At 65.4% G+C, this 20,402-nt stretch carries 21 protein-coding genes; 12 read left to right on the forward strand and 9 right to left on the reverse strand.

Features of this window, described 5'->3' with window-relative positions:
* Positions 1-7 precede the first annotated feature (7 nt).
* Positions 8-670 carry a GntR family transcriptional regulator gene (locus ACN9MY_RS19470; RefSeq protein ID WP_426162158.1) on the reverse strand — a complete coding sequence of 221 codons (663 nt, stop codon included), beginning with the start codon at positions 668-670 and terminating at the stop codon, positions 8-10.
* A gap of 130 nt (positions 671-800) precedes the next feature.
* On the opposite strand from ACN9MY_RS19470, the gene dctP reads away from it, so the two are divergent.
* The 10 genes from dctP to ACN9MY_RS19520 are packed head-to-tail and all read left to right on the forward strand — an operon-like array spanning position 801 to position 9,800.
* Positions 801-1,817, forward strand: a complete 1,017-nt coding sequence (gene dctP / locus ACN9MY_RS19475) for a TRAP transporter substrate-binding protein DctP (RefSeq protein WP_426162159.1) — start codon at positions 801-803, stop codon at positions 1,815-1,817.
* On the forward strand, positions 1,814-2,368 hold the full coding sequence (locus tag ACN9MY_RS19480) for a TRAP transporter small permease (RefSeq protein WP_426335995.1): 555 nt from the start codon (positions 1,814-1,816) through the stop codon (positions 2,366-2,368). The genes dctP and ACN9MY_RS19480 overlap by 4 nt, the downstream gene beginning before the upstream one ends.
* Positions 2,365-3,714 (forward strand): TRAP transporter large permease, encoded by a 1,350-nt coding sequence (locus tag ACN9MY_RS19485; RefSeq protein WP_426335996.1) that lies wholly within the window; start codon positions 2,365-2,367, stop codon positions 3,712-3,714. Before ACN9MY_RS19480 ends, ACN9MY_RS19485 begins: the two co-directional genes overlap by 4 nt.
* Complete coding sequence (gene mdcA, locus ACN9MY_RS19490; RefSeq protein WP_426335997.1) at positions 3,715-5,382, forward strand: malonate decarboxylase subunit alpha; 1,668 nt, start codon at positions 3,715-3,717, stop codon at positions 5,380-5,382.
* Positions 5,383-5,390: 8 nt separating this feature from the next.
* Positions 5,391-5,705: a malonate decarboxylase acyl carrier protein gene (gene mdcC / locus ACN9MY_RS19495; protein ID WP_426335998.1), complete on the forward strand. Its 315-nt coding sequence runs from the start codon at positions 5,391-5,393 to the stop codon at positions 5,703-5,705.
* Complete coding sequence (locus ACN9MY_RS19500) at positions 5,702-6,586, forward strand: biotin-independent malonate decarboxylase subunit beta (RefSeq protein WP_426318352.1); 885 nt, start codon at positions 5,702-5,704, stop codon at positions 6,584-6,586. The genes mdcC and ACN9MY_RS19500 overlap by 4 nt, the downstream gene beginning before the upstream one ends.
* A 2-nt stretch (positions 6,587-6,588) precedes the next feature.
* Positions 6,589-7,305 carry a biotin-independent malonate decarboxylase subunit gamma gene (mdcE, locus tag ACN9MY_RS19505; RefSeq protein WP_426162165.1) on the forward strand — a complete coding sequence of 239 codons (717 nt, stop codon included), beginning with the start codon at positions 6,589-6,591 and terminating at the stop codon, positions 7,303-7,305.
* On the forward strand, positions 7,289-7,987 hold the full coding sequence (gene mdcG, locus ACN9MY_RS19510) for a malonate decarboxylase holo-[acyl-carrier-protein] synthase (RefSeq protein WP_426162166.1): 699 nt from the start codon (positions 7,289-7,291) through the stop codon (positions 7,985-7,987). The genes mdcE and mdcG overlap by 17 nt, the downstream gene beginning before the upstream one ends.
* Positions 7,984-8,910 (forward strand): triphosphoribosyl-dephospho-CoA synthase MdcB, encoded by a 927-nt coding sequence (gene mdcB / locus ACN9MY_RS19515; RefSeq protein WP_426335999.1) that lies wholly within the window; start codon positions 7,984-7,986, stop codon positions 8,908-8,910. Before mdcG ends, mdcB begins: the two co-directional genes overlap by 4 nt.
* Positions 8,868-9,800 carry an ACP S-malonyltransferase gene (locus ACN9MY_RS19520; protein WP_426336000.1) on the forward strand — a complete coding sequence of 311 codons (933 nt, stop codon included), beginning with the start codon at positions 8,868-8,870 and terminating at the stop codon, positions 9,798-9,800. The genes mdcB and ACN9MY_RS19520 overlap by 43 nt, the downstream gene beginning before the upstream one ends.
* Here ACN9MY_RS19520 and trxC read toward each other — a convergent pair.
* Positions 9,797-10,231, reverse strand: coding sequence for a thioredoxin TrxC (gene trxC, locus ACN9MY_RS19525; RefSeq protein WP_426162169.1), 435 nt, complete (start codon positions 10,229-10,231; stop codon positions 9,797-9,799). The two genes, ACN9MY_RS19520 and trxC, sit on opposite strands and share 4 nt — an antisense overlap.
* 61 nt (positions 10,232-10,292) lie before the next feature.
* Between trxC and ACN9MY_RS19530 the strand changes: the two genes are divergently transcribed.
* Complete coding sequence (locus ACN9MY_RS19530; RefSeq protein ID WP_426336001.1) at positions 10,293-11,174, forward strand: alpha/beta fold hydrolase; 882 nt, start codon at positions 10,293-10,295, stop codon at positions 11,172-11,174.
* Here ACN9MY_RS19530 and ACN9MY_RS19535 read toward each other — a convergent pair.
* Genes ACN9MY_RS19535 through ACN9MY_RS19560 form a run of 6 tightly spaced genes read right to left on the reverse strand, consistent with a single transcriptional unit; the run spans position 11,171 to position 18,762 of the window.
* The gene (locus tag ACN9MY_RS19535; protein WP_426318357.1) at positions 11,171-11,977 is read right to left on the reverse strand and encodes a substrate-binding domain-containing protein; all 807 of its coding nucleotides are present in this window, start codon (positions 11,975-11,977) and stop codon (positions 11,171-11,173) included. The two genes, ACN9MY_RS19530 and ACN9MY_RS19535, sit on opposite strands and share 4 nt — an antisense overlap.
* The gene (locus ACN9MY_RS19540; protein WP_426162172.1) at positions 11,978-12,631 is read right to left on the reverse strand and encodes an energy-coupling factor ABC transporter ATP-binding protein; all 654 of its coding nucleotides are present in this window, start codon (positions 12,629-12,631) and stop codon (positions 11,978-11,980) included.
* Positions 12,628-13,335 carry an ABC transporter permease gene (locus tag ACN9MY_RS19545; RefSeq protein ID WP_426162174.1) on the reverse strand — a complete coding sequence of 236 codons (708 nt, stop codon included), beginning with the start codon at positions 13,333-13,335 and terminating at the stop codon, positions 12,628-12,630. Before ACN9MY_RS19545 ends, ACN9MY_RS19540 begins: the two co-directional genes overlap by 4 nt.
* Positions 13,335-14,291: a formate dehydrogenase accessory sulfurtransferase FdhD gene (locus ACN9MY_RS19550; RefSeq protein WP_426318358.1), complete on the reverse strand. Its 957-nt coding sequence runs from the start codon at positions 14,289-14,291 to the stop codon at positions 13,335-13,337. The genes ACN9MY_RS19545 and ACN9MY_RS19550 overlap by 1 nt, the downstream gene beginning before the upstream one ends.
* On the reverse strand, positions 14,288-17,071 hold the full coding sequence (gene fdhF, locus ACN9MY_RS19555) for a formate dehydrogenase subunit alpha (RefSeq protein ID WP_426336002.1): 2,784 nt from the start codon (positions 17,069-17,071) through the stop codon (positions 14,288-14,290). Before fdhF ends, ACN9MY_RS19550 begins: the two co-directional genes overlap by 4 nt.
* The gene (locus ACN9MY_RS19560) at positions 17,068-18,762 is read right to left on the reverse strand and encodes an NADH-ubiquinone oxidoreductase-F iron-sulfur binding region domain-containing protein (protein WP_426336003.1); all 1,695 of its coding nucleotides are present in this window, start codon (positions 18,760-18,762) and stop codon (positions 17,068-17,070) included. The genes fdhF and ACN9MY_RS19560 overlap by 4 nt, the downstream gene beginning before the upstream one ends.
* Before the next feature lie 99 nt (positions 18,763-18,861).
* On the opposite strand from ACN9MY_RS19560, the gene ACN9MY_RS19565 reads away from it, so the two are divergent.
* The gene (locus ACN9MY_RS19565; RefSeq protein WP_426318361.1) at positions 18,862-19,272 is read left to right on the forward strand and encodes a hypothetical protein; all 411 of its coding nucleotides are present in this window, start codon (positions 18,862-18,864) and stop codon (positions 19,270-19,272) included.
* Here the strand turns inward: ACN9MY_RS19565 and ACN9MY_RS19570 are convergent, their stop codons facing one another.
* The gene (locus ACN9MY_RS19570; protein ID WP_426323801.1) at positions 19,273-20,313 is read right to left on the reverse strand and encodes a dienelactone hydrolase family protein; all 1,041 of its coding nucleotides are present in this window, start codon (positions 20,311-20,313) and stop codon (positions 19,273-19,275) included.
* Between the last annotated feature and the right edge of the window lie 89 nt (positions 20,314-20,402).

Below are 20,402 nucleotides of genomic sequence, written 5' to 3' on the forward strand. Positions count from 1 at the left end.
TTTATTATCAGGCGGCGGATTTGGTCAGTTGCGGCAGCGATGCCATCAAGTCCGAGAAGCGCTGCCCCTGGATCATCACGTGCCCGCGCAGCAGCTCGGCCGCCTTGTCGCCGTCACCCGCGAGGATGGCCTGCACCACGCCCTCATGCTCGGAATACGAATGGCCGATGCGGTTGCGCACGCGAAGCTGCAGGCGGCGGTATGGCCGCAGGCGCCGGTACAGGCTGCGCGTCTGCTCGAACAGGAAGCTGTTGTGGGCGCCGGCATAGATCGCCTCGTGGAAGGCCTCGTTGCGGTAGTAGTACTCGTCCGGCTCCTGCGCTTCCACCGCGGCCTTGCATGCCTCGTGGGCCGCGAGCAGGACCTGCTGCTCTTCCGGCGTCATGCGGCGCGCAGCCAGGCGGCCGCAGGTCGCTTCAAGCTCGGACATCACTTCGAACATTTCAACCAGTTGCTGCGGCCCCAGTTCGGCCACGATTGCACCGCGCCGTGGCCGGATCACCACAAGGCCCATCGATTCGAGTTGGATCAGCGTTTCGCGGATTGGCGTGCGCGACACGCCGAAGCGGGTCGCCAGTTCCGTTTCGTCCAGGTGCTGCCCTGGCTGCAGCTCGCCCATCGCAATCATTTCCTCGATGGTTTCCCGCAGGGTGGAAGAATGTTTCGTCATGGAACTAAAACTTCGGTATGTATATGTGACTCCATTATAAGACGCATATTTCACTTGACAATGTATTCGGCGAAGATATTCTTGTATACATAAAAAACAAAGCTGCATACTTAACCCCTTGGAGGATGACATGTCCCAGATGACCCGCAGGTCCGTTCTTGCCGCACTCGCCACCAGCCCGCTGTGGCTGCAAACCGCCTGGGCCCAGACAGGCTCGCTGAAGATTTCGCACCAGTTCCCCGGCGGCACCCTGGCCGAAGGCGACTTCCGCGACCGGCTGACCCGCATGTTCGCGGCGGAAGTCGAAAAGCGCACCAAGGGAGCCCTGAAGTTCGCGATCTATCCAGGATCTTCGCTGATGAAGACCAACGCCCAGTTCTCCGCCATGCGCAAGGGCGCGCTGGACCTGTCGCTGGTGCCATTGTCCTACGCAGGCGGCGAAGTCCCGGAAGTGAATATCGGCCTGATGCCCGGCCTGGTCACGTCGTATGAACAAGGCTACGGCTGGAAAAACCAGGAGATCGGCAAGGCGCTGACCCAGCTGCTGTGGGAAAAAGGCGTGGTGCTGGTGAGCTGGATCTGGCAGGCAGGCGGCGTTGCTTCGCGCGTCAAGCCGGTGGTCGATCCCGAAGATGCCAAGGGCATGAAGATCCGCGGCGGCTCGCGCGAGATGGACCTGATCCTGAAAGCCGCCGGCGCCGCCGTGGTGTCGCTGCCATCCAACGAAATCTACGCCGCCATGCAGACCGGCGCGATGGATGCGGCCTTGACCTCCTCCACTTCCCTGATTTCCTTCCGCCTCGAAGAAGTATCGAAAGCGCTGACCACCGGGCGCGGCACCGCTTACTGGTTCATGTTCGAGCCCTTGATGATGTCGCGCGCCGCCTATGAACGCCTGCCGAAAGACCAGCAAGCCGCCATCATGGCCGTTGGCGCCGAACTGGAAGCCTTCGCCAAGACCGCGGCCCAGGCCGACGACACGCAAGTGGCAGCCGTCTACCAGAAGGCCGGCGCCAAGGTGGTCGACCTGAACGCAGCCTCCGTCAAGAAATGGCAAGCCATCGCCCGCACCACGGCGTGGAAGGACTACGGCGAACGCAACGACAACTGCGCGAAACTGCTGGCCCTCGCGGAGAAAACGCTGTGAGCCAAGGATTCGAACTCAACCCGCCCAAGGAGGCGGCCTTGCCGCAAACGCCCGGTCTTTCGACGGTCGGCATGCTGCTGGCGAAAGTGAACCAGGGCCTGCTCGTGTTGTCCATGGTGGCCATGGTGACCACCGCCCTGATCCTCACCTATTCCGTGGTGTCGCGCTACTTCTTCCACGCGCCGACCGACTGGCAGGACGAAGCGTCGATCTTCATGCTGGTTGGCGTCACCTTCTTCTGCTGCGCTTATGTGCAAAGCTTCCGCGGCCATATCGGCATCGAGGCGCTGGCTGCGATCCTGCCGCCCAAGGCCAATGCGGTGCGCCTGTTCGTCGTCGACCTGCTTTCCTTCGTATTCTGCGCCTTCTTCTCCTGGAAATCGTGGACGCTGTGGCACGAGGCCTGGGTCGACGGCCAGACCACCACTTCCACCTTTGCGCCGCCGCTCTGGATTCCCTATTCCATGATGGCGGCCGGCATGACCTTGCTGACCCTGCAGATCCTGCTGCAAGTGCTGGCTCGTATCACTGAAAAAGGAGCCGCAAAATGAGCGAGCTGACATTGGGCGCCCTGTACGGCATCGTCACCCTGGTGGTCATGTTCTCCGGCATGCCGATCGCGTACGCGCTGGGCATCGTGGCGACCACCTTCATGTATTTCTTCATGCCCGCCAGTTCGCTCGACACGGTGACCCAGAACGTGTACGAGGAAATGGCTTCCATTACCCTGTTGTCGATCCCGCTGTTCATCCTGAAGGGCGCAGCGATCGGCAAGTCGCCGGCCGGCAAGGACCTGTATTCAGCCATTCACACCTGGCTGCACAAGGTGCCTGGCGGCCTGGGTATCGCCAACGTGTTTGCCTGCGCACTGTTTGCCGCCATGGCCGGTTCCTCGCCGGCCACCTGCTCGGCGATCGGCTCGGCCGGCATTCCTGAAATGCGCAAGCGCGGCTACTCGCCCGGTTTCGCTGCCGGCATCGTCGCGGCCGGCGGTACGCTCGGCATCCTGCTCCCGCCATCGATCACCATGATCCTGTACGCCGTGGCGGCGGAGCAGTCGCTGGGCCGCCTGTTCCTCGCTGGCATCGGTCCCGGCGTGCTGCTGGTGCTGCTGTTTGCCGGTTATGCCGTCTACCGTGCCCGCACCGAATACAAACTGGCGCTGGCGGCTTACCAGAAAGGCGGCGTCAAGTCGGCCTACCTGGAAGACGAACATTTCACGCTGCGCGAAAAAGTGGAAATGCTGCCGCGCGTGCTGCCCTTTATCATCCTGTTGATCGGCGTGATGGTTGCGCTGTACGGCGGCTTTGCCACGCCTTCCGAAACGGCGGGCCTGGGCGCCCTGCTCGCGCTGGTGCTGATCGCCGTGGTGTACGGCGCCTGGCGGCCGAAAGACATGTCGCCGATCCTGTCCTCCACCATCAAGGAATCGACCATGCTGCTGCTGATCATCGGCATGTCGCTGCTGTATTCCTACGTCATGAGCTACCTGCATATCAGTCAGGCGGCTGCGAGCTGGGTGGTCGGCATGCACCTGTCCAAATGGGTGCTGCTGGCGACCATCCTGGTGCTGGTAGTGGTACTGGGCTTCTTCCTGCCGCCGGTCTCGATCATCCTGATGACGGCGCCGATCATCCTGCCGCCGCTGCGCGAAGCAGGCTTCGACCTGGTGTGGTTCGGCATCGTGATGACGGTAGTGATGGAAATGGGCCTGATCCACCCACCGGTAGGCCTGAACATCTTCGTTATCAAGAACATCGCGCCGGATATTCCACTGCGCGACGTGATCTGGGGCGTGATGCCTTTCCTGCTGCTGATGGTGGCAGCGGTGATCCTGCTGTGCATCTTCCCTGGCATCGCTACCGGCCTGCCGGACATGATCATGGGAGCCAGGTAAATGAATGCACCAATCCGCGTGTGGGACAGCCTTCAACGCAATCGCAACGAGCGCCTGGCGCGCGCCCGCAGCGTGCTCGGCGGCGAACTGGCAGGCAAGGCGCTGCCGGCAGCCCGCATCGGCGACCTGCTGCATGCGGTACTGGAAAACGGCGACCGCGTCTGCATCGAAGGCAATAACCAGAAGCAGGCCGATTTCCTGGCGCAGGCGCTGGCCGGTCTCGATCCGCAGCGCGTGCGCGACCTGCACATGCTGCAATCGGTGCTGGCCCTGCCTGAACACCTGGACGTGTTCGAGCGCGGCGTTGCCTCGCAGCTGGACTTCTCCTTCTCCGGCCCGCAGGCCGCCCGCGTGGCAAAGCTGGCAGCGGCCGGCAAGCTGAATATCGGAGCCATCCACACCTACCTGGAGCTGTTCAGCCGCTACTTCATCGACCTGCCGCCGCGCGTGGCCCTGGTCGCTGCTGAAGCGGCTGACCGCCACGGCAACCTGTACACAGGGCCGAATACGGAAGACACGCCGCCCATCGTCGAGGCCACCGCCTTCAAGAACGGCATCGTGATCGTGCAGGTGAACCGCATCGTCGACGACCTGCCGCGCATCGACGTGCCAGGCGACTGGGTCGACTTCGTCGTGCAGTCGCCGACGCCCTACTACATCGAGCCGCTGTTCACGCGCGACCCGGCGCAGATTTCGGAAATCCAGGTCCTGATGGCCATGATGGCGATCAAGGGCATCTACGCCGAATACCAGGTGCAGCGCCTGAACCACGGCATCGGCTTCGATACCGCGGCCATCGAACTGCTGCTGCCGACCTACGGCGCCTCGCTCGGCTTGCGCGGCAAGATCGCCACCAACTGGGCGCTCAACCCGCATCCCGCCCTCATTCCAGCAATCGAAGCGGGCTTCGTGGAGTCGATCCATTCCTTCGGCTCCGAACTGGGCATGGAAAACTATATCCGCGCCCGGCCGGACGTCTTCGCGGTCGGTTCGGACGGCTCGATGCGCAGCAACCGCGCCTACTGCCAGGCCGCCGGCCACTACGCCTGCGACATGTTCATCGGTTCGACCCTGCAGATCGACCTGGCCGGCAATTCCTCCACCGCGACGCTGGGCCGAATCTCCGGCTTTGGCGGCGCGCCCAATATGGGCGCGGATGCGCGGGGCCGGCGCCACGCCAGTCCGGCATGGCTCAAGGCCGGCGAACAGGCACGCCAGGGCAGCGGCGCCATCCCGCGCGGCCAGAAACTGGTGGTGCAGATGGTCGAGACCTTCCGCGAACACATGCAGCCGGCCTTCGTCGAACGCCTGGACGCCTGGGAACTGGGCGAACAGGCCAAGATGGCGATTCCGCCGGTGATGATCTACGGCGACGACGTGACCCACATCCTGACCGAGGAAGGCATTGCCAACCTGCTATTGTGCCGCAATGCGGAAGAGCGCGAGCAGGCAATCCGCGGCGTGGCTGGCTACACACCGGTTGGGCTGCAACGCGACAAGCGCATGGTGGAAAACTTGCGCGAGCGCGGCATCATCACGCGTGCCGAAGACCTGGGCATCGACAAGCGCCATGCCACGCGCGACCTGCTGGCGGCAAAGAACATGAAAGACCTCGTGCGAGCGTCGGGCGGCCTGTATGACCCGCCCAAGCGCTTCCGCAACTGGTAGGAGCCAAGATGGAAACACTCAAGTACCGATTCGAACAGGGCCGCCGCGCGCTGTCGGCCGAACCGCGCATTGTCGGCGTGGTCAGCTCCGGCAACCTGGAAGTGCTGATCGAGAGCACGCCGCTGGGCGGTGCCTGCGAGGTAGGCATCCAGACCGCCGCCGTCGGCTTCGGCCCGATCTGGGAGGCCGTGATCACCGACTTCCACGAACGCTGGCAGCTGGCCGACACGCGCATTGCCATCAACGATATGGGCGCGACACCGGCCGTGGTCAGCCTGCGGCTGGACCAGGCAGTGGAATCCATGCTGGGAGAAGGCCAATGAGCAGCTACCTGGAGGCCAATGCGCGCGAGCGCCTGGCGCTGTTCGACAGCTTTGAGGAATTCATCGGTCCTGCGCAGCGCGTCGTCAGCCCGCACCTGGCGCAACTGAATGCACCGGTGGCGTTCGACGACGGCGTGGTTGTCGGCCGCGCCACCCTCGACGGACTGACCGTCTTTGCCGCCGCGCAGGAGGGAGGCTTCATGGGCGGCGCGGTGGGCGAAGTCCATGGCGCCAAGCTGGTTGGTCTGCTGCGGCGCGCCGCGCTTGACCGTCCTGCCGCCGTGCTGCTGTTGCTGGAAACTGGCGGGGTGCGCCTGCACGAAGCCAACGCCGGCCTGATTGCAGTGTCGGAGGTGATGCGCGCCGTGCTGGATGTACGTGCAGCCGGCGTTCCGGTGGTGGTGCTGATCGGCGGCTCCAACGGCGCCTTCGGCGGCATGGGCATCGTGGCGCGATGCGCCAACTCGCTGGTGATATCCGAGGAGGGCCGGCTGGCCATGTCGGGCCCGGAGGTGATTGAAACCGCCAGCGGCGTCGAGGAATTCGATTCGCGCGACCGCGCCCTCGTGTGGCGCACCACGGGCGGCAAACACCGCTACCTGATGGGTGATGTGCAACGCATCGTGGAAGACAGCATTTCCGCATTCCGCCAGGCTGCGCTGGACGCCATCGAGGAAGCGAGCAGCGGCACCGTCGAACTGACATTGGCCGCCCTGGAAGCGGAACAGGCCATGCTGGAGCAACGCATCGAACGCTTTGGCGGCTTGCGCGACCCGGCTGATATCTGGTCCGCGCTGGGCATCGCCGCCCCCCACGACGTTCCAATGCTCGATATCGATTCCTTCACCGCCGCCGCGGCGCCTTGCCGACTGGGAGCATGACCATGGACTGGAAAATATTGGCCGACGCCCTGTTCCCCGGCGGGCATGACATCGTCGAACATGAGCAATTCCTGAACGGCAGCGCACGCGTGGAGGGCCAGGACGTCAGCGTAATCGGCACCACCGGCCATGCGCCGATCGGCGTGGAAATCGCCCTGGCACAGGCCAAAGCCGTGCTGGCGACGGTGCGCAGCCACCCAGGCCGCCCTATCGTGCTGCTGGTCGACACGCAGGGACAGCGCCTGCGCCATCGCGACGAGATGCTGGGCATTAACAGCTACATGGCCCACCTGGGCAAGTGCATCGACCTCGCACGCCACATGGGACACCGCATCATCGGGCTGGTGTACGACCAGGCATTGTCCGGCGGCTTCATCACCAGCGGTTTGATGGCAGATGCCTGCTACGCCCTGCCCGATGCCACGATCCGCGTCATGGGCTTGCCTGCAATGGCGCGCATCACCAAGGTACCGGAAGAAAAACTGGTGGAGCTGGCGCGCAGCAATCCCGTGTTCGCGCCGGGGCCGGAGAACTACTTGCGCATGGGCGGCTTGCAGGCAATCTGGGAGGGCGACCTTGCCGCCCACCTCGCGCACGCCATCGACAATGCGCCGCGCGAAGACCAGCGCAGCGCCCTCGGCCTGCTGCGGGGCGGCCGCAAGGCAGCGCAACCGGTCATCGAAGCCATCATCGGCGGCAGCAATGCACGCGCGGCATGACCTGGCGTGGCTGACGCGCGACGGCTGGCAGGATGTGCTGGCCACGGCAACACAGGGCACGCCCGCCCACGCAGCGATTGCCCGCTGGGCCGCTTGCGACTGGCCGCTGGTCGTGCGCCGCCGGGACGACGCAGCGCAAGCGCCAGCAAGCGCCAGCGGGCACGCGGGCGAGCCTGCCGGCGAGATCTGCCTTGGCCTGGCGGCCCCGCCCGACCCGGTCAGCGCAGCAAAACTGCGCTTGCCATTACGCGTCCCGGCCCGGCACATCGCCCGCCACAGCGCACCAATGGCGCTGGACGCCGTGGTCCATGCCCTGCCCGCAGGCTGGCAAGCGCCGTTCGCCCGCCTGGCCACGGCCAGTGCAGGCCTTGACGTCCGGGTATTCGGCTCGCTCGCCCTGCAAGCGCTCACGGGCCAGGCCTACCTGCGTGACGCCTCCGACATCGACCTGCTGTTCCGCCCCCGGGACAGCCTCGAACTGGACGCAGGCACCCTGCTGCTTGCCGGCTTCCTCGATGAACTGCCGCTGGACGGCGAAATCATCTTCCCCAGCGGCCAGGCCGTGGCCTGGAAAGAATGGCTCAACGCCCACGCCCACACCGAACGCGTGCTGGTCAAGTCGCATGCCAGCGTCAAGCTCGGCACGCGGACCGAGCTGCGCGCAGAACTGGAGCCTGCATGACCACCTCCGCCATCCGCACGACGGAGGCCGCCCGCGCAATGGCGGCTGCGCTCAGGCGCAGCGCCGGCCCTACCGCACACCGGCATCCAGCGCAAGCGCTCTCCCGCGAAGTCGCCCTGCGCGCAGTGCGCAGCCTGTACCACGAACTGGCCCTTTACCCCAAGCCCGGCCTGGTCTCCTTCGTCGACAACGGCAGCCATGCCGACATGGATGCGGACACCTTCATGCGCAGCCTGTTCTCGCTGCGCCACTACTTCGCCCGCATCTGCAGGGCGGGCTACGACGGCGTTCCCTTTGCGGAACTCAAAAGACTCGGCATCGCCGCCGAACAGCGCATGATGGCCGCGACCCAAGGCATCAACACCCACCGCGGCGCCATCTTCGCCCTCGGCTTGCTGTGCGCCGCAATGGGCCGCGTCCGCGCGTTGCGCATGACCTTGACGCCAGCCGCCTTGCGTACCGCCCTGCTGCTGCACTGGGGCGAAGAGCTGGCTGCCCATACGCATGCCAGCGGTGACTCGCATGGCCAGCAAGCCGCCGCCCGGCATGCCGCCAGCGGCGCCCGCGAAGAAGGCGCGCTCGGCCTGCCCTCGGTATTCGAAGTCGGCCTGCCCGCGCTGCAAGACACGCTGGCGCGTGGCGCCCCCATGCTGCACGCCCGCGTCGACGCCATCTTCGCCCTGATGGCGCATATCAGCGACACCAACATCTACCACCGCGGCGGGGCCCAAGGCGCCGGCACGGTGCGCCATGCCGCCCGCGACTTCCTGCGACAGGGAGGCACCACAAACCGGCAATGGCAAGAGCATGCGCTGGATTGCCACCGGCGCTTCATCGCCCAGCGCCTGTCGCCGGGCGGCGCCGCCGACCTGCTGGCCGCATGCTGCCTGGTGCACAGCCTGACAACCCTGCCACCGCCATGAATAGCCGCTTGCTGATCCTGTGCCCCGGCCAGGGCGGCCAGCATGCCGCCATGTACGACCTGGCCCGTAGCGACCCGCACGGCGCGGCCCTGCTATCACAACTGGCGCCAATGCTGCCCGGCTTGAGCGACCCCGCAGCGATGTTCAGCAACCACAACGTCCAGCCAGCCATCGTTGCCAGCAGCCTTGCCATGTGGGAGGCATTGCGCCGCGATTGCCCGCAGCCGGCGCTGGTGGCCGGCTACAGCATCGGCGAACTGACAGCATACAGCGTGGCAGGCGCATTCACTCCGGAACGCACCGTCGCCCTCGCAGCACAGCGCGCCGCACTGATGGACGCCTGCGTCGCAGGCGACAGCCCGCAAGCCATGCTCGCGATCAGCGGACGCCGGACAGCAGCGCTGCGGCCCCAGCTTGCAGCTCACGGCTTCCACATCGCGATAGAAACAGGGGAAGACAGCTGCATCGCCGGCGGTCCCGCCGCGAATGCTGCATCCCTGGCGATTCCCGGCGCGCGCATCGCACAGTTGCCGGTCGCAGTCGCTTCGCACACACCCTACTTGCGGGCCGCAGTCGAACCCTTCGCAAGCCTGCTCTCCCAGGAAGCATTCGGTACGCTGCAGGCGCCGGTACTGGGCGGCATCGACGCCGCGCCCGTACGCGACAAGGCGACGGCAATTGGCCATCTCTCCCGTCAGTTGGCAGAAGCAATCTTGTGGGCAGATTGCATGGATGCCTGCGCCGAGCGGGGAATCACCGCAGCGCTGGAACTGGGGCCAGGAAGTGCTCTATCGAAGATGTTGTTGGCACGCCACCCTGGCATTGCCTGCCGCTCGGTGGCCGACTTCCGCTCATTGGACGGAATCAGGAACTGGCTGGCGCATTTCTAACGCAAGTGCTGCTGCACCCAGGCGATGATGCTCTTGCTGTCCATTGCGCCGGCCTGGCGCGCCAGTTCGCGGCCACCCTTGAACACCGCCAGCGTAGGAATACTGCGGATGACATAGCGCGCCGCCAGTTGCTGTTCCGCCTCGGTATTAACCTTCACCACACGGAAATAGGGTTCGAGGTGCTGGGCCGCCTGCTCGTAGAAAGGCGCCATCGTGCGGCACGGGCCACACCACGGCGCCCAGAAATCGACCAGCACAGGAATATCGTTGCGCTCGATATGCTTGAGGAAACGCTCCGTCGACAGGTCCACCGGATGGCCAGTAAACAAGGGCCGCTGGCATTTGCCGCAGGTAGCCTCTTCTTCCAGGCGTACCGAAGGCACGCGGTTGACCGCGTCGCAGTGGGGGCAGACGATATGCAAGTTTTCCATGGGTCCCAGTATAGCGCAGGCTTATAATCCTGAGGGCACGCTTCGCCAGCCAGGAGTCAACATGGAATACGTGAACACCGACCGCTTGCGCATTGCCTTTCGCCAGCATGGCGACCTGCAGGGGGAACCGATCATCCTGCTGCATGGCTGGCCGGATGATATGCACACCTGGGATGGCGTGCTGCCCTTCCTTGCAGGCTCCGGCTACCGGCTGATCGTGCCCAGCCTGCGCGGCTTCGGCGAAACCCGCTTCCTCGATCCGGCCACGCCGCGCAGCGGCCAGCTAAGCGCCCTTGCGCAAGACCTGCTGGACTTCGCCACGGCGCTGGGCATCGAACGATTCAATGTCATCGGCCACGACTGGGGCGCGCGCGCCGCCTACAACGCCGCCTTGCTGGCGCCGGAACGCGTGATGCGCTGCATGGCCTTGTCGGTCGGCTGGGGCACCAATGACCCTGGCCAGGCCCTCAGCTTGCACCAGGCGCGCAATTACTGGTACCACTGGTATATGGCAACCGATCGCGGCGCCGAAGCGCTGCGCAAGGACCGGCGCGAATTCGCCCTGCTGCTTTGGCGCACCTGGTCGCCTTCATGGCATTTCGGCGAAGGCGTGTTCCACGACGCCATGCATGCCTGGGACAATCCGGACTGGGTGGACGTCACGCTGCACTCCTACCGTCACCGCTGGGGTCTCGCCCTGCCCGACCCTCACTACGCCTTGCAGGAAGAGCGGCTGCGGCACGAATCCATGATCAGCGTGCCGACGCTCACCCTGCACGGCACGGAAGATGGCGCCAACAGTCCGCAGACCTCGGAGCACAAGGCGCACCTGTTCAGCGGGCCGTATCACCGCGCGCTGCTGGCCGGCGTCGGCCACTTTCCTCAGCGCGAGAATCCGGGCGCCGTGGCCGACGCCCTGCTCGCCTGGCTGCAGCGCGCCTAATCAGGCCTGGCGCTTGGGAAGAACAACTGCTGGCCGCCTGGACGGAACTGCGCAATCCTGGCCTGCCCTTCCGGCGACGTGATCCAGTCGATCAGCTGGCGCGCGCCCTTGTAGTTCACGCCGGGATGCCTCGCCGGGTTGGTCGCGATAATACCGTAAGGGTTGAACATGCGCTGGTCGCCCTCCACCATCAACGCCAGGCTGGTCCTGGCCTGGTACGCAGCATAGGTAGCGCGGTCGGTCAGGGTATAGCCGCCCATCTCGGCCGCCATGTTCAACACCTCGCCCATGCCCAGGCCAGCCGAAACGTACTGCGCGCCTGCAGGCTGCGTGCCCACCTGCTTCCAGTAAGCCTTTTCCATGATATCGGTGCCGGAATTGTCGCCGCGCGAAATGAACTTCGCCGGACCGCCCGCCAGCTTGCGGAACGCGGCCAGCACATCCCTGCCGCCTTTGATACCCGACGGATCGCTGGATGGGCCGACCACGATGAAGTCGTTATACATCACGTCGCGCCGGTCAATGCCCCAGCCTTCTGCCACGAACTTGTCTTCCGCCGCGCGTGCATGCACCAAGGTCACGTCCACGTCGCCGTTTTTCGACAGTTCGAGCGCCTTGCCGGTGCCCACCGAAATCACATGGACCTTGCTGCCGGTCCTGGCTTCGAAGGCCGGCAGCAGGAAGGCCAGCAAGCCAGAATTTTCGGTGCTGGTCGTGGTGGACAGCCGGATGACCTGCTGGGCAAAGGCGCTGCCGGACAGCGCAAATGCAGCGGCAAAGGTGAGCAGCAGCCTGCGTTTCATTCACTTCTCCTCAAGTTGTCCATCGCGCAGCTTCAGGCGCCGCACATCCGGCAGGTTGATCAAGTCACGGTCGTGGCAGGCCATGACAACGGTGCTGCCCGACTGGGTCAGCGACGGGATCAAGGCCAATACCTGCTCGCGCGCCTCGCCATCGAGGCTGGCAGTCGGTTCATCGAGCAGCAACAGGCGCGGATGCAGCACCTTGGCACGGGCCAGCGCCACCCGCTGCTTCTCGCCGCCGGACAGCGTGGCCGGCCGGCTGCCGCGCAAATGCTGCACCCCCGCCCAATGCATCGCCTCCTCCACCATGCTTGCAGCCTCGGCGCGCGCCATGCCGCGCGCCTTCAGGCCGAAGCCGATATTTCCCGCCACGCTGGTCGAGAACATCACCGGATGCTGGTGCACATAGACGATCTCGCGTCGCAAGGCAGCAGGGTAAGGAGACAGCATCACCGCCTTGCCCGCAAAATGCACGCCATCCGCATCAGCCGGCGCCAGGCCGGCCAGCACGCGCAGCAGCGTGCTCTTGCCGGCGCCGTTCACTCCGGTCAGGACGTAGGCCCGCGCCGCATCAAGCCTGAAATCACGCAGGTCGAACAGCATTTTTTCACCATAGCGTTTGGTCAGGCGGGCGATCGACAGCATGGGCGTCATCCCCGGCCCCTGGCGGCATGGGCATCGCCCTGCAGCACCATCATCGCGCCATTCATCGCCAACGCGATGGTGACCAGCACCACGCCCAGTGCGATGCCCTGGGCGAATTCGCCCTTGCTGGTTTCAAGCGCAATGGCGGTGGTGATGGTGCGCGTTTCGCCGGCGATATTCCCTCCCACCATCATGGCGCAGCCGACTTCCGAAATCACTCGCCCGAAGCCGCTGATGATCGCCGCCATCACGCCGAAGCGGACCTCATACAGCAGCGTCCCCATGACGCGCCATGGCGAAGCCCCGTGTGCGATGGCGGTTTCCGCAAAACGCGGATCGGCCGCCTGCACCGCCGCCAGCGTGAAAGCCAGCAGCACCGGCAGCGCAATGACGACCTGCCCCGCCACGATGCCCGGCTGCGAAAACAGCCACTGCAAGCTGCCCATCGGACCGTGGCGGGACAGCATCATGTAGAGGAGCAGGCCGATCAGCACCGTCGGCAGCGACAAAGCCGCCTGCACCAGCCAGATCACCACACGCCGGCCGCGAAACTGCGTCATCGCAATCGCATAGCCCCCGATCACGGCGAAGGGCGCCGCCAGCAGCAAGCCGAGTACGCTGGTACTGAGCGAAACCCAGACGATCCCCCACAGCACAGGATCGCCATTGAACAGCAGCCCGAACGCCCCCCGCACCGCTTCCATCAGCCCCATCACGCCTCCCGGCCGAGCCCGTGTCCCACCATGGGGTCACACCCCAAAGGTGACACGGGCTCGGCTGTGGGCTCGGCTGAGGCTGTGTCACTCTGAGGGTGTGACCCCAGGGTGTGACACGGGCGCGGCGGTAGGTCGGCCAACTCGGGTTCGGGGATCAGGCGCTGCGGTGAGGTCAGCAGCAGGTAGTGGCGTCCGGTGCAACGGGCCAGCAGGGTCATGCCGAGGCGGGTGGCGACGCTGTGGCCCATCTGGGTGGTGCCGGAGCGCGATAGCAGGAAGGGGATCGACATTTGCGCGCCCTTGATCACCATTTCGGAGGTCAGGCGGCCGGTCGTGTAGAACACCTTGTCGCTGCCCTCCATCCCGTCCAGCCACATCTTGCCGGCAATGGAGTCGACCGCATTGTGGCGGCCGACGTCTTCGACAAAATACAGGAGTTCGCCGCCTTGCGTGAACAGGGCGCAGCCGTGCACCGAGCCGGCCTGCTTGTAGATCGACTGCAGCGTGCGGATCGTTTCGACTATCCGGTATACGCCCGATTGCTTCAGGCGTGCAGCGGGCGGCAGGACGATGTCGTCCACTTCGTCCATCAGGTCGCCGAACACGGATCCCTGGCCGCATCCGGTGGTCACCACCTTGCGCGCTGTGCGCTCTTCGATACCGGCGATGCCTGCGCGCGTCCTGACCGCTGCGGCGCCGACCGACCAGTCGACGTGGATGGATTCGACATCTTCCACTGATCGTACCAGGCGCTGGTTGCGCAGGTAGCCGAGCACCAGGGCTTCGGGGGCGCCGCCCAGCGTCATCAGGGTGACCAGCTCGCGCTTGTCTACGTACACCGTCAGCGGGCGCTCGGCGGGTATGTGGATCAGCGAGCGGCGTCCTTTTTCGTCGATCGCTTCCACTTCCTGCGTCAGCGGCACGCTGGCCTGTGTCATCTCCGGTAGTCTCATGCGCCTGCTGCCTCCATTGCCTTGCCGCCGCCAAAACTGGACTGGGCGCCGACCGTGCCGCCCAGCGTGACCTTGACTGCACAGTACTTGAATTCGGGGATCTTGCCAAACGGGTCGAGCGCCGGATTGGTCAGCTTGTTGATGGCGGCTTCGTAATAGCAGAACGGTACGAACACTGCGCCGCGCGGGGAACTGTCGTCGGCTCGCGCATACAGCGAAACCTGGCCCCGCCGCGAGGCGATGGTCACCACGTCGCCCGGCGTGCCGCCAAGCGCCGCCAGGTCAAGCGGATGCACCATGGCCACCGGGTCCGGTTCGATGGCATCGAGCACCGCCGTGCGGCGCGTCATGCTGCCGGTGTGCCAGTGTTCGAGCTGGCGGCCGGTGATCAGGACCATCGGGTACGCGGCGCTGGGTCTTTCATCCGCGGGGATGATATCGGCCGGGACAAAACGAGCCCGGCCGGACTCGCGCGGGAAATCCTCTGTAAATACCACCGGCGTGCCTGGATCGCCCTCCGCATGGCAGGGATAGGTCACCGCGTGCTCGCGCTCGAGCCGTTCCCACGTAATGCCTGCGATGCTTGGCATCACTTGCCGCATTTCCGCAAACACGTCGGCTGCAGAGCCGTAGTGCCAGTCCAGCCCGAGGCGCTGCGCAAGCTGCTGGATGATCCATAAATCCTGCTGTGCCTCGCCCGGCGGGTCCAGCGCCTGCCGGCCGATCTGCACCAGGCGGTCGGTGTTGGTGAAACTGCCGGTCTTTTCCGGGAAGGCGCTGGCGGGCAGGATCACGTCGGCCAGGCAGGCTGTCTCGGTGAGGAAGATGTCCTGTACTACGAGGTGCTCCAGCGACGCCAGCGCCGCCCGCGCATGGTTGGCGTCGGGGTCGGACATGGCGGGGTTTTCGCCCATGATGTACATACCCTTGACCTGGCCTGCCTCGGCGGCGTCCATCACCTCCACCACGGTCAGGCCGGGTTTGTCGTCCAGGGTGCCGGGCGCCAGGCCCCAGGCGCTTTCGAAGCGCGCCCTGGCGGACGGCTCGCTCACGCGCTGGTAGTCCGGGTACATCATGGGAATCAGGCCGGCGTCGGACGCGCCCTGCACATTGTTCTGTCCCCGCAGCGGGTGCAGGCCGGTGCCCGGCCGGCCGATTTGCCCCGTCATCAGGGACAGGGCAATCAGGCAGCGTGCATTGTCGGTGCCGTGCACGTGCTGCGAGATGCCCATGCCCCACAGGATCATCGAGGCGCGGGAAGCGGCGTACATGCGCGCCACCTCGCGAATCGTCCCGGCTTCGATGCCGCAGATCGGCGCCATGGCCTCCGGACTGTAAGCTGCGACGTTTGCCGCCAGTTCCTCGTAGCCGATGGTGCGGCGGGCGATAAATTCCTGGTCGACCAGTCCTTCCGTCACGATCACGTTCATCATCGCATTCAGCAGCGCCACGTCGGTATCGGGCTTGAATTGCAGGAAGCGGTCGGCGATGCGCGACAGGTCGGAGCGGCGCGGGTCGCATACCACCAGCTTCGTGCCTTGCCGCACGGCGTTCTTGATCCAGGTCGCCGCCACGGGGTGGTTGACAGCCGGATTGGCGCCGATCAGGAGCACCACCTCGGCCTTCATCACGTCCTTGACCGGATTGGAGACTGCGCCCGAACCTATCCCCTCCAGCAGCGCCGCTACCGAGGAGGCGTGGCACAGCCGCGTGCAATGGTCGACATTATTGCTGCCAAAGCCGGTGCGCACCAGTTTCTGGAACAGGTAGGCTTCTTCGTTGCTGCCCTTGGCGGAGCCGAAGCCGGCCAGCGCACGCGCGCCGTGCCGGTCGCGGATGGCGGCCAGCTTGCCGCCGGCCAGCGCCAGCGCTTCGTCCCAGCTCGTTTCGCGGAAGATGTCGTGCACACGCTCTGGGTCCATGCTGAAGTCGCCCGATTTTGGCGGTGCGTCGGTGCGCCGCACCAGCGGCTTGGTCAGGCGGTGCGGGTGATGCGCGTAGTCGAAGCCGTAGCGGCCCTTGACGCACAACCTGCCCTGATTGGCAGGGCCGTTTCTGCCTTCCACGTATAGGATCCTGTTGTCCTTGATGTTGTAGGTGAGCTGGCAGCCCACGCCGCAGTATGGGCACACCGAGTCGATGCGTTTGTCCGGCATCGCCAGCGCCGCTTCGCGCGCCGGCATCAGCGCGCCGGTCGGGCAGGCTTGCACACATTCGCCGCATGCAACGCAAGTGGAGGCGCCCATCGGGTCGTCCATGTCGAACACGACTTTTTCATGGTCGCCGCGCCAGGCCAGGCCGATGACGTCATTCATTTGCTCGTCGCGGCAGGCACGCAGGCAGCGTGTGCACTGGATGCAGGCGTCGAGGTTGACCGCAATCGCGGCGTGCGTCAGGTCGCAGGCGGGTTGCAGGCGGGCTGAAAAACGGGGCTTGCCGAGGGCCAGCCTTGCGGCCCAGTGTTCGACTTCGTTATGCCGCGTATGCGTTTGTTGCGGCATGTCCGCCAGCAGCAGTTCCAGCACCATCTTTTGCGCTGCGCGCGCCCGTGGGCTGTCGCAGCTCACCTTCATCCCCTGCACGGGATGGCGGCAGCAGGATGGCGCCAGTACGCGCTCGCCATCGATCTCCACCATGCAAGCGCGGCAATTGCCGGCCGGCGCCATGCCGTCCTTGTAGCACAGGTGCGGAATCTCGATGCCTGCGCGCCTTGCCGCCTGCAGCAGCGTTTCGCCTTCCGCCGCCTGCATTGCGCGCCCATTGAGCTCGAAGTCGATCATCGCGTGACCTCGTGCGGGAAGTAGTTCAGCACGCAGTCGACCGGATTGGGGGCGGCCTGGCCAAGTCCGCAAATCGATGCATCGCGCATCACTTGCGACAGTTCCCTGAGCAGGCTTGCGTCCCACACCGGTGCTTCGATCATGTCAGCCGCCTTGGCGGTGCCGGCACGGCATGGCGTGCACTGGCCGCAGGATTCGCGACGGAAGAAGCGCATCATATTGGCTGCCGCGGCCCGCGCGCTATCGTGTTGCGACAGCACGATGACGGCGGCGGAACCGATGAAGCACCCATAGGGCTGCAGCGTGTCGAAGTCGAGCGGGATATCGTTCATGCTAGCAGGGAGGATGCCGCCGGATGCTCCGCCCGGCAGGTAGGCGTAGAGCTGGTGCCCGTCCTGCATGCCGCCACAGAATTCGTCGATCAGCTCCTGCACCGTGATGCCGGCAGGCGCCAGCTTGACGCCCGCTTGCTTCACGCGGCCGGACACGGAGAACGAGCGCAGCCCTTTGCGGCCGTTGCGGCCATGGCCGGCGAACCACGCGGCCCCTTTTTCCAGTATCTCCGGCACCCAGTACAGGGTTTCGAAGTTGTGTTCCAGCGTTGGACGGCCGAACAGGCCCACCTGCGCCACGTAGGGTGGCCGCAGGCGCGGCATGCCGCGCTTGCCCTCGATCGATTCGATCATCGCCGATTCTTCGCCGCAGATGTAGGCGCCGGCGCCGCGCCGCAAATGGATGCGCGGCGTTCCTTCACCGAGCCGCGCCAGCTCCTGTTGCAGCAATCTGCGGCAATCATGGTATTCATCGCGCAGATAAATATAGATTTCGTCGATGCCGGCAGCCCAGGCGGCGATCAGCATGCCTTCGATGAATTGCCGGGGATTGCGCTCGAGGTAGTAGCGGTCCTTGAAGGTTCCAGGCTCGCCTTCGTCGATATTGACCGCCATCAGGCGCGGGGCCGGCTCCTTGCTGACGATGCGCCATTTTCGCCCAGCCGGGAAACCGGCCCCGCCCAGGCCGCGCAGGCCAGAGTCTTCAAGCTCCGCGATCACAGCCTCGACGGAGCGCAAGCCCGACAGGCATTCGCGCAAAACCGCAAACGCGCCGGCCTCCGTCGCCGCAACCGTGCCCGCTGTGGCGGACTGCGCCGCGTGGCCGCCCGCCACACCCGCACTGGGAACGGCCGCCGACACGCCCTCGCAACTGGCCGGCGCGATCGCGCGCTGTCCAAGGAGGACGGCGGGCGCCTGGTCGCAACGCCCGATGCAAGGCGCCGGCACGACCCGCACTTCCCGTCCCAGCAACTGCGGCAGGCGCGCCAGCAGTTCGCCAGCGCCTGCCATCTCGCACGACAGGCCGTCGCACACGCGCACGGTCAGCGCCGGAGGCGCAAGCTCGCCCTCGCGGACAATATCGAAATGGTGGTAGAAGGAAGCGACTTCAAAGACCTCAACCTGCGCCAGCCGCAGTTCGGATGCCAAGGCCGCCAGGTGTGCCGCCGACAGGCAGCCATAGGCATCCTGGACCAGATGCAGGAATTCGATCAGCAGATCCCGCCTGCGCGGCAAGTCGCCCAGCAAAGCCTGCACCTGCTGCAGCGCAGCAGCATCGACTTGCCGACCTTTCGGCAGCTGGCGTTTCCTCTCCCGGCTGGCACCCTGCACTGCAATAGGAATCATGCCCTGATTCACCTCGCAAAATGGCGTTGCTTACCTCAGGGTATCATGCGTAGCCCTGCGGCGGAACATGTTATTGTCAGTATAAGGATGCCACAGCACGGGAGGTCAACCGTGGAAATTTTTCAATCGCTGGCGTCCATGTTGGACCTGTACCAGTTGAGCCTGACGATCATCCTTGTCCTGCATGCGTTCAGCCTGGTACCGCAATGGCAGCGCCAGTATTTTCACCCCCGCCTGATGCGGGTGGCGATGCTTGGAATGATGCTGGGGATAACACAAGGTGCGGTCATCGCCGTCGCCGTCGAAGATGGCGCGATCGCGCGTGGCGGCGGCATTGCCCTGCTGGGCGCCGCAATCATGATGCATGCCTGGGTCGCGCTGCAGAACCTGCTGGCCAGCTACGCCTTCGTCCATCTGCACCACGCCAGCGCCGTCATGTCCCACCGCATGCGCTGGGGCCAGCGCCCGCTCGGCTACCTGAGTGCCGCGCTGACTCTGGCCGCCGGACTCACGCTGGCGTAATCAGTTGCGGCCGGCGGTGCCGTGCTCCGACGACCAGACGATGTCGTTGTCGACCGAATACAGGCGGCACGGCTCCCTGCTCGCCGCCTGGCAGGCCGCCAGCGCCTTCTCGTTGGTGTTTTCGCCCTCTTCCGCCCAGCCCCACGATCCCGTCGCCGAAATCGCAAACGCACGCGGCGTGGCCTTCTTCAGGAATTCACGATACTGTTCGCGGCCGCGTTGCGGCAGGTAAGGCACGGCATTCACGTCATCCAGCGCGGCGTAATGGGTGGCCTTTTGCGCAGGCGGTTCGGCAATTGCATAGACTTCGCGCGTCGGCATGCCAACCGCGGCCAGGAAGCGCTCGACTTCCGGCAGCCAGATCGCTGCGCCATCGCGGTTGCCCAGCAGGCCATGGGCATCCTTCTTGAACGGGCCATACGCCACCAGGTCCGCCTTGCCGCCGGCCGCCGTGAAGGCGCCGTGCATGCGCGCCACCAGTTCCGGGCCGAAGTAGCTGTCATTGGCGCCGTACAGCCACATGCTGGGCAGCTTGTTGCGGCGGCCGTACTCGCCGAAGGCCTTGACCAGGGCGCCCTGCCAGTTGCACAAGTCCCCGTGCACCTTCAGGCCGCCGGCGAAATTCATGATGCCACGTACGCCGGGCAGGTCTTGCGTGGCGGCCGCCATGCTCGCCAGTCCGCCGAAGGACTGGCCGGCCAGCACGATATGTTCATTGTCGACCCAGGGCTGGCTGCGCGCAAATCGCACCACGTCGGCGATATCGCCAGCCTGCTCATAGCCATTGGCCGTCATATTGCAGCCGTATTCGACAAACTTGCCTGTCGAATTGGCGAATCCGGTGCGCATCGGCACCATCACCGCATAACCGCGGCGCACGAACGCCGTGGCCAGGTAGATGAAACGGTCGCGCGCCTGCAGCTTGGGGTTGCCGGGCGCCTTGCCGTGGTTGACGATCAGCAGCGGGAAGGGGCCGGGGCCGGAGGGACGGAACACGGTGGTCTCCAGCTGCACGCTCTGCGCGCGGCCAGCCGGCACCATGATGACTTGCTCGTTCAGGCGCGCATCGAGCGCAGCCTCCCCCGCCTGCGCCAATGGCAGGCTTGCACAGGCCAGCAGGATGGCAGCGA

It is taken from the genome of Pseudoduganella sp. R-31 (assembly GCF_049913235.1).
Lineage (GTDB): Bacteria > Pseudomonadota > Gammaproteobacteria > Burkholderiales > Burkholderiaceae_D > Rugamonas.

What these genes read in the sequence shown, in the direction of transcription:
- ACN9MY_RS19470 (WP_426162158.1), bottom strand. Translation starts at nt 670, where the DNA reads ATGACGAAACATTCTTCCACCCTGCGGGAAACCATCGAGGAAATGATT.
- dctP (WP_426162159.1), top strand. Translation starts at nt 801, where the DNA reads ATGTCCCAGATGACCCGCAGGTCCGTTCTTGCCGCACTCGCCACCAGC.
- ACN9MY_RS19485 (WP_426335996.1), top strand. Translation starts at nt 2,365, where the DNA reads ATGAGCGAGCTGACATTGGGCGCCCTGTACGGCATCGTCACCCTGGTG.
- mdcA (WP_426335997.1), top strand. Translation starts at nt 3,715, where the DNA reads ATGAATGCACCAATCCGCGTGTGGGACAGCCTTCAACGCAATCGCAAC.
- mdcC (WP_426335998.1), top strand. Translation starts at nt 5,391, where the DNA reads ATGGAAACACTCAAGTACCGATTCGAACAGGGCCGCCGCGCGCTGTCG.
- ACN9MY_RS19500 (WP_426318352.1), top strand. Translation starts at nt 5,702, where the DNA reads ATGAGCAGCTACCTGGAGGCCAATGCGCGCGAGCGCCTGGCGCTGTTC.
- mdcE (WP_426162165.1), top strand. Translation starts at nt 6,589, where the DNA reads ATGGACTGGAAAATATTGGCCGACGCCCTGTTCCCCGGCGGGCATGAC.
- mdcG (WP_426162166.1), top strand. Translation starts at nt 7,289, where the DNA reads ATGCACGCGCGGCATGACCTGGCGTGGCTGACGCGCGACGGCTGGCAG.
- mdcB (WP_426335999.1), top strand. Translation starts at nt 7,984, where the DNA reads ATGACCACCTCCGCCATCCGCACGACGGAGGCCGCCCGCGCAATGGCG.
- ACN9MY_RS19520 (WP_426336000.1), top strand. Translation starts at nt 8,868, where the DNA reads ATGCTGCCTGGTGCACAGCCTGACAACCCTGCCACCGCCATGAATAGC.
- trxC (WP_426162169.1), bottom strand. Translation starts at nt 10,231, where the DNA reads ATGGAAAACTTGCATATCGTCTGCCCCCACTGCGACGCGGTCAACCGC.
- ACN9MY_RS19530 (WP_426336001.1), top strand. Translation starts at nt 10,293, where the DNA reads ATGGAATACGTGAACACCGACCGCTTGCGCATTGCCTTTCGCCAGCAT.
- ACN9MY_RS19535 (WP_426318357.1), bottom strand. Translation starts at nt 11,977, where the DNA reads ATGAAACGCAGGCTGCTGCTCACCTTTGCCGCTGCATTTGCGCTGTCC.
- ACN9MY_RS19540 (WP_426162172.1), bottom strand. Translation starts at nt 12,631, where the DNA reads ATGACGCCCATGCTGTCGATCGCCCGCCTGACCAAACGCTATGGTGAA.
- ACN9MY_RS19545 (WP_426162174.1), bottom strand. Translation starts at nt 13,335, where the DNA reads ATGGGGCTGATGGAAGCGGTGCGGGGGGCGTTCGGGCTGCTGTTCAAT.
- ACN9MY_RS19550 (WP_426318358.1), bottom strand. Translation starts at nt 14,291, where the DNA reads ATGAGACTACCGGAGATGACACAGGCCAGCGTGCCGCTGACGCAGGAA.
- fdhF (WP_426336002.1), bottom strand. Translation starts at nt 17,071, where the DNA reads ATGATCGACTTCGAGCTCAATGGGCGCGCAATGCAGGCGGCGGAAGGC.
- ACN9MY_RS19570 (WP_426323801.1), bottom strand. Translation starts at nt 20,313, where the DNA reads ATGGTGCCGGCTGGCCGCGCGCAGAGCGTGCAGCTGGAGACCACCGTG.